The organism is Streptomyces sp. NPDC006197 (genome assembly GCF_040613865.1).
Taxonomy (GTDB): domain Bacteria; phylum Actinomycetota; class Actinomycetes; order Streptomycetales; family Streptomycetaceae; genus Streptomyces.
Genome location: NZ_JBEXSZ010000043.1, coordinates 47,034 through 53,745, shown reverse-complemented (window position 1 = coordinate 53,745; position 6,712 = coordinate 47,034). Strand labels below are relative to the sequence as shown.

6 protein-coding genes and 1 pseudogene are annotated in these 6,712 nt (G+C 72.4%); 6 read left to right on the top strand and 1 reads right to left on the bottom strand.

The features are described from left to right. Positions 1 to 181, top strand: a pseudogene (locus tag ABZ318_RS16230) (class F sortase); the annotation flags it as partial. Positions 182 to 193: 12 nt separating this feature from the next. Here ABZ318_RS16230 and ABZ318_RS16225 read toward each other — a convergent pair. Further along, positions 194 to 979 carry a TSUP family transporter gene (locus ABZ318_RS16225; protein WP_356903103.1) on the bottom strand — a complete coding sequence of 262 codons (786 nt, stop codon included), beginning with the start codon at positions 977 to 979 and terminating at the stop codon, positions 194 to 196. Between the two features lie 170 nt (positions 980 to 1,149). Here ABZ318_RS16225 and ABZ318_RS16220 point away from each other — a divergent pair, with 170 nt between their 5' ends. The 5 genes from ABZ318_RS16220 (at position 1,150) to ABZ318_RS16200 (ending at position 6,706) form a co-directional block, all read left to right on the top strand. Beyond that, on the top strand, positions 1,150 to 2,340 hold the full coding sequence (locus ABZ318_RS16220; protein ID WP_356903102.1) for an FAD-dependent oxidoreductase: 1,191 nt from the start codon (positions 1,150 to 1,152) through the stop codon (positions 2,338 to 2,340). Beyond that, positions 2,337 to 4,871 (top strand): nitrite reductase large subunit NirB, encoded by a 2,535-nt coding sequence (gene nirB / locus ABZ318_RS16215; protein WP_356903101.1) that lies wholly within the window; start codon positions 2,337 to 2,339, stop codon positions 4,869 to 4,871. Before ABZ318_RS16220 ends, nirB begins: the two co-directional genes overlap by 4 nt. Beyond that, a complete protein-coding gene (nirD, locus tag ABZ318_RS16210) occupies positions 4,868 to 5,245 on the top strand; it encodes a nitrite reductase small subunit NirD (protein ID WP_356903100.1) in 378 nt (125 codons plus the stop codon). Before nirB ends, nirD begins: the two co-directional genes overlap by 4 nt. A gap of 38 nt (positions 5,246 to 5,283) precedes the next feature. After that, positions 5,284 to 5,868 (top strand): TetR family transcriptional regulator, encoded by a 585-nt coding sequence (locus ABZ318_RS16205; protein ID WP_356903099.1) that lies wholly within the window; start codon positions 5,284 to 5,286, stop codon positions 5,866 to 5,868. Between the two features lie 73 nt (positions 5,869 to 5,941). Further along, a complete protein-coding gene (locus tag ABZ318_RS16200) occupies positions 5,942 to 6,706 on the top strand; it encodes an SDR family oxidoreductase (RefSeq protein ID WP_356903098.1) in 765 nt (254 codons plus the stop codon). Positions 6,707 to 6,712: the final 6 nt, after the last annotated feature.

The window sequence follows — 6,712 nt, the reverse complement described above, 5'->3', positions numbered from 1 at the left end:
CGCCGTCTTCACGGTCGACGCGATCGAGGTGTACGACAACAAGCACTTCCCGGACCGCAAGGTGTACGACGAGGCCGACCGGGCCGAGATCAGGGTGATCACCTGCGGCGGCGGCTTCTCGAAGAAGAACGGCTACCAGGGGAACGTGGTCGCCTTCGGCCACCTCATCGGGGTGAAGTAGCCCCGGCCCCGGTCAGCTCCACTGGTCGAAGGCCAGCTTCGCGACCAGCGACAGGACCACGACGAGCAGCACCCCGCGGACGAACTCGGCGCCCTTGCTCAGCGCCATCCGGGCGCCGAGCGTCCCGCCGACGAGGTTGAAGACGGCCATGACGGCCGCGAGCTGCCAGTACACGGTGCCCTGGTAGGCGAACATGGCGAGCGCGCCCGCGTTGGTGCAGACGTTGACGATCTTCGCGGTGGCGGAGGCGGTCACCAGGTCCAGGTGGAGCACGGCGGTCAGCGCGAGGACCAGGAAGGTGCCGGTGCCGGGCCCGAACAGTCCGTCGTAGAAGCCGATCCCGCCGCCGACGACCACGATCGCGGTCACGATCCGCGCCCGGGTCAGCGGCGCCCGCTCCTCCCCCTCGGCCTTCGCGCCGAAGGAGGGCCGCAGCATCACGAAGGCCGCGACGCCGAGCAGCACCACCATGATCACCGGGCGTAGGACCTCACTGCTGATCCCGGCCGCGAAGAAGGCGCCGGCCATGGAGCCGGCGAGGGCCGCGAGCCCGATCCGCACCGCCGTCCACACCCGCACGGGCGCCTTGCGGAGGTAGGTGACGGCGGCCCCCGTGGTGCCCACGATCGAGACGGCCTTGTTGGTGCCGAGGACGTACGCGGCCGGGACGTGCGGAAGACCGAGCAGCAGGGCGGGCAGCTGGAGCAGCCCGCCACCGCCCACCACGGCGTCGATCCAGCCCGCCACGAGCGCGGCGATACAGAGCAGGACAAGGGTGGTCAGTGAGATGTCGGGCATGACCGTGAGCCTAGGGAGGCGGTCGTTGCCCCGTCCATCGATCGCCTGATCGTTGAGCTGGTTCAGAGCTTGCGGCCTCACAGCGGCCCCCGGCCCGGGCGGAGATCAGCGTTCCGTACGGGAAACAGTCGGGATGCCGACGGGTAACACCGGCCCCGCACCCTTCCGGTATGAGTACACGGATCGTGGTGGTCGGGGGCGGGACGGCGGGCGCCCGGCTCGCCCAGCGCCTGCCCGTCACCCTCCTCGGCGAAGAGCCGCACGCCCCCTACAACAGGGTGCTGCTCGCCGACGTCCTCGCCGGACGGTACGCCCCCGAGGTGATCGCCCTGCCCGGGACCCGCGAGCCGGTACGGCTCGGGGTGCGGGCGGTGCGGATCGACCGGGTTGCGCGGACCGTCGAGTGCGCGGACGGCTCCCTCGTCGCCTACGACCGGCTCGTCCTGGCCACCGGCTCCAACCCCGTGCTTCCGCCGCTGCGCGGACTGCGCGGGGCGGCGCTCCCGGCCGGCGTCCACCCCTTCCGCACCCTCGACGACTGCCTGGAGCTGCACGCCCTGGTGCGGCCCGGGGTGCGGGCCGTGGTCATCGGCGGCGGGCTCCTGGGGGTCTCCGCCGCGCGGGCCCTCGCCGAGCGGGGCGCGGACGTGGTCCTCACCCAGCAGGGCGAGCGCCTGATGGAGCGGCAGCTCGACGAGCACGCCTCGGCGCTGCTCCGGGAGCACGTCGAGGCCCTCGGCGTCGAGGTCCACACCGAGTGCCGAGTCAGCGGCCTGCGGCAGCGGGACGGGGCGGTCACGGCGGTCGAACTCGCCGACGGCTTCGTCCTCGACGCGCAGGTCGTGGTCCTCGCGTGCGGGGTGCGGCCCCGGGTCGCGCTCGCCCGGGAGGCGGGCCTGGAGGTCGCGACGGGGATCGTGGTCGACGACGAGCTGCGGACGTCGGACCCGTACATCCACGCGATCGGCGACTGCGCGGAGCACGGGGGGCGCGTGTACGGCCTGGCGGGCCCGGCGCTGGAACAGGCGGACGCCCTGGCGGACGTGCTGCTGACGGAGACCACCCGCTACACCGGCACCCGCGCCCTCACCCGGCTCACCCTCGGCGGTCCCCGCCCCCTCGATCTCGCCGCGTTCGGCGAAGTCACCGCCCGCCCCGGTGACGACGTCGTCCAGCTCACCGATGCCACGCGCAGCGCCTACCGGAAGGTCGTCGTCCGCGGGGACCGGCTCGTCGGGGGCGTTCTCCTCGGCGACCTGGCCGCGGTCGGCGCGCTCGCAAGGGCCTGGGAGGGCGACGAAGCCCTGCCCGACGAGGCCCCCCTGCTCCACCTGCTCACCCACGACGGAGGCTCCTCATGACCACTCCCACCATCGTCCTGGTCGGCCACGGAATGGTCGGCCAGCGGTTCCTGGAGGCGCTCGCCGACCGTGGCGTCACCGAGCGGGCCAGGATCGTGGTCCTCTGCGAGGAGCCGCGTCCGGCCTACGACCGCGTCCAGCTGACCTCGTACTTCTCCGGCAAGACGCCCGACGACCTGTCGATGGTCGAGGCCGGTTTCATGGAGAAGCACGGCATCGAGCTGTACACGGACGACCCGGCCGAGACCGTGGACCGGGAGGCCCGGACCGTCACGGCCCGTTCGGGCCGGGTCTTCGCGTACGACACCCTCGTCCTCGCGACCGGCTCGTACCCCTTCGTGCCTCCCGTCCCCGGCAAGGACGCCAAGGGCTGTTTCGTCTACCGCACGATCGAGGACCTGCTCGCGATCGAGGAGTACGCGAAGACGGCGACGACCGGCGCGGTCGTCGGCGGCGGTCTGCTCGGCCTGGAGGCGGCGGGCGCGCTGAAGGGCCTCGGCCTGGACACGCACGTCGTGGAGTTCGCGCCGCGTCTGATGCCGGTGCAGGTCGACGAGGGCGGCGGCGCGGCCCTGCTCCGCACGATCGAGAAGATGGGCCTGACCGTGCACACGGGGACGGGCACGCAGGAGGTCGTGGCGGCGGACGGCGCCGTGACGGGCATGAAGCTGTCGGACGGTTCCGAACTGGCCACGGACATGGTGGTGTTCTCGGCGGGCGTACGGCCCCGGGACCAGCTGGCCCGCGACTGCGGCCTGACGGTCGGCGAGCGCGGCGGCATCGCGGTCGACGAGCTGTGCCGTACGTCGGACCCGGCGGTCTTCGCGATCGGCGAGTGCGCGCTGGCCTCGGACGGCCGGGTGTACGGCCTGGTGGCGCCGGGCTACGAGATGGCGCAGACGGCGGCGGCGGCGATCGCCGGGGAGGGGGCCGGGGACGGCTTCACGGGCGCCGACATGTCGACGAAGCTGAAGCTGCTCGGCGTGGACGTGGCCTCCTTCGGCGACGCGCACGGGACGGCCGAGGACTGCCTCGACGTCGTGTACTCCGACTCCCGCTCGGGCGTCTACAAGAAGCTGGTGGTCTCCACCGACGGGGTGCTGCTGGGCGGTGTCCTGGTCGGCGACGCCGAGCAGTACGGTCTGCTTCGCCCGCTGACCGGCACCGTGCCGCCGGTCTCGCCCGAGCAGCTGGTGCTCCCGGCGGGCGCGGGCGCGCCGGTGGCGCTCGGCCCCTCGGCGCTGCCGGACGACGCGGTGATCTGCTCCTGCCACAACGTGACCAAGCACGCCATCGGCCAGTGCGAGTCGCTGGCCGAGGTGAAGAAGTGCACCAAGGCCGGTACGGGCTGCGGCAGTTGCGTGAAGGTGATCGAGAAGCTGCTGCCGGCTCCCACGGACAAGGGGCTCTGCGGCTGCTTCTCGTACACCCGGAGCGAGCTCTACGAGATCGCCCGCACCCTGCGGCTGACCTCCTTCGCGGCGCTGCTCGACTCGCACGGGCGGGAGGAGGCGCGGGGCGGCGAGGGCTGCGAGGTCTGCAAGCCGACCGTCGGGTCCATCCTCGCCTCCCTCGCCCCGACAATCGGTTTGGGCGGTTACATCCTCGACGGCGAGCAGGCCTCCCTCCAGGACACCAACGACCACTTCCTCGCCAACATGCAGCGCAACGGCTCCTACTCGGTGGTGCCGCGCATCCCCGGCGGTGAGATCACCCCGGACAAGCTGATCGTGATCGGCGAGGTGGCCCGCGACTTCGGGCTCTACACGAAGATCACCGGCGGTCAGCGGATCGACCTCTTCGGCGCGCGGGTGGACCAGCTGCCCTCGATCTGGACGCGGCTCGTCGACGCGGGCTTCGAGTCGGGGCACGCGTACGGCAAGGCGCTGCGCACGGTGAAGTCCTGCGTCGGGCAGACCTGGTGCCGCTACGGCGTCCAGGACTCCGTGAAGATGGCGATCCAGCTGGAGCTGCGCTACCGGGGCCTGCGCGCCCCGCACAAGCTGAAGTCGGCGGTCTCGGGCTGCGCCCGCGAGTGCGCGGAGGCGCAGTCGAAGGACTTCGGGATCATCGCGACGGCCAACGGCTGGAACCTGTACGTCGGCGGGAACGGCGGCGCGACCCCGCGCCACGCGGACCTGCTCGCGCAGGACCTCTCGGACGCCGAACTGGTCCGCCTCATCGACCGGTTCCTGATGTTCTACATCCGGACGGCGGACCGCCTGGAGCGGACTTCGACCTGGCTGGAGCGCCTGGAGGGCGGGCTCGACCACCTCAGGGACGTGGTGGTGCACGACTCGCTCGGGCTCTGCGACGAGCTGGAGGCGCTGATGGCGGCGCACGTCGAGGACTACCGGGACGAGTGGGCCGAGACCCTGGACGACCCGGAGCGGCTGCGGCGCTTCGTCTCCTTCGTGAACGCGCCGGGGGCACCGGACCCGTCGGTCCGGTTCGTGCCGGAGCGGGACCAGATCAAGCCGGACCTCACGATTCTCACGATCGGAACGCTGGAAGGAGCCACCTCCCGATGACGACGACACTCGAACCGGCGGGGACACTCGAACTCTCCCTGTCCCCCGACCTGTCCGACGACTCCTGGATGGCGGTCTGCGAGGAGGCCCGGCTGACCCCGGGCCGGGGCGTGGCGGCGCTGCTGCCGGACGGCCGGCAGGTGGCGGTCTTCCGGGACCGGTCGGGCCGGACGTACGCGATCGACAACCGCGATCCCTTCACGGGGGCGCAGGTGCTGTCCCGGGGTCTCGTCGGTACGGCGGGCGGGCGGCCGTTCGTGGCCTCGCCGCTCCTGAAGCAGCGCTTCGACCTGGAGACGGGCCGGTGCCTGGACGACGACGAGGTCGCGGTGGCGGTGTACCCGGTCCGCGTGAACCAGCCTGCCCACTCGTAAACTTGACCGATCGTTCCAGATGGTCGTACGGTCTTCTCGTGGCCAGGACCAAGGAATTCAATCCGGAGGCCGCGCTCCAGTCAGCCCTCGAACTGTTCTGGGCGCGCGGCTACGAGGCGACGACGATGTCCGACCTCGTGGAGCACCTCGGCATCGGCCGCGCCAGCATCTACGCGACCTTCGGCAACAAGCACGAGCTGTACCTGAAGGCGATGGACCGCTACGCGGAGGCCCAGGATCCGCGGATCGTCGAGGAGCTGTCCGCGCCGGGCCCGGCCCTGCCGGCCGTGCGGGCCCTCGTCCGCCGCTTCGCCGCCGAGGCGGCGGCGGACGGGGGGCGGCTGAACGGCTGCTTCGTCACCAACTCGGCGGCGGAGCTGGGGCCGCACGACGCGGTGGTCGCCCGGCGGGTCGAGCTGAGCTGGGAGCAGATCGAGACGCTCCTGCACGGGGCGCTCGTCCGGGCCCGGGCCGGGGGCGAGCTCCCGGCCGACAGGGACCCGCGGGCCCTCGCCCGGATGCTGCTCGTGCTGCTGCAGGGGATCCGGGTGGTCGGCAAGGTGTCGAGCGAGCCGGGCCGGGTCACGGACGCGGCGGAGCAGGCGCTGGCACTGCTGGACTGAGGAAGGGGCGCCCACGGGGCGCCCCTTCTCCGGCACTTATTTTGGAATGTACGGTCAAGTTCAAGGAGCTCTCATGTCCGCACGCTTCACCGGTCGCACCGTCCTCGTCACCGGCGCCGGTTCCGGTCTCGGCCGGGCCATCGCCCTCGCGTTCGCCGCCGAGGGCGCGAAGGTCGTCGCCGCCGGCCGTACGGCGGAGTCCCTCGACGGGACGGTCGCCCTGATCGAGGCCGCCGGGGGCACCGCCGCCGCGGTCACCGCCGACGTGTCGAGCGCCGGGTCCACCAGGGAGCTGGTCCGGCGCACGGTCGAGCTGTTCGGCGGCCTGGACGTCGCCGTGAACAACGCGGGGGTCTTCCGGGGCGGCGGCCACAGCGCCGCCGACTTCCCCCTGGAGGACTGGCGGACGCTGCTCGACATCAACGTCACGGGCGTGCTGCACGCCCTCCAGGCCGAGGTCGGCCACATGCGGGCGAACGGCGGCGGGGCCATCGTGAACATCGCGTCCAACCTGGGTCCGCACGTCCGGTTCCCCGGCGTCTTCGGCTACCAGGTCTCCAAGGCGGCGGTCTCGGCGCTCACCCGGGCCGCGGCCCTGGACCACATCGGCGACGGGATCCGGATCAACGCCGTCAGCCCCGGCGCCGCGGAGTCCACGATGTCGCTGCAGCCCGGCGAGACGGAGGCCGAGCGCGAGGTCCGGATGAAGGAGCAGTCGCCGCTGGGCCGCATCTCGTCCGCGGCCGAGGTGGCGGCGGCGGTGCTGTACCTCGCGTCGGACGACGCGGGCTCCGCCGTCGGCACGGACCTGGTGATCGACGGCGGCGTCTCGGCCTGAGTACGG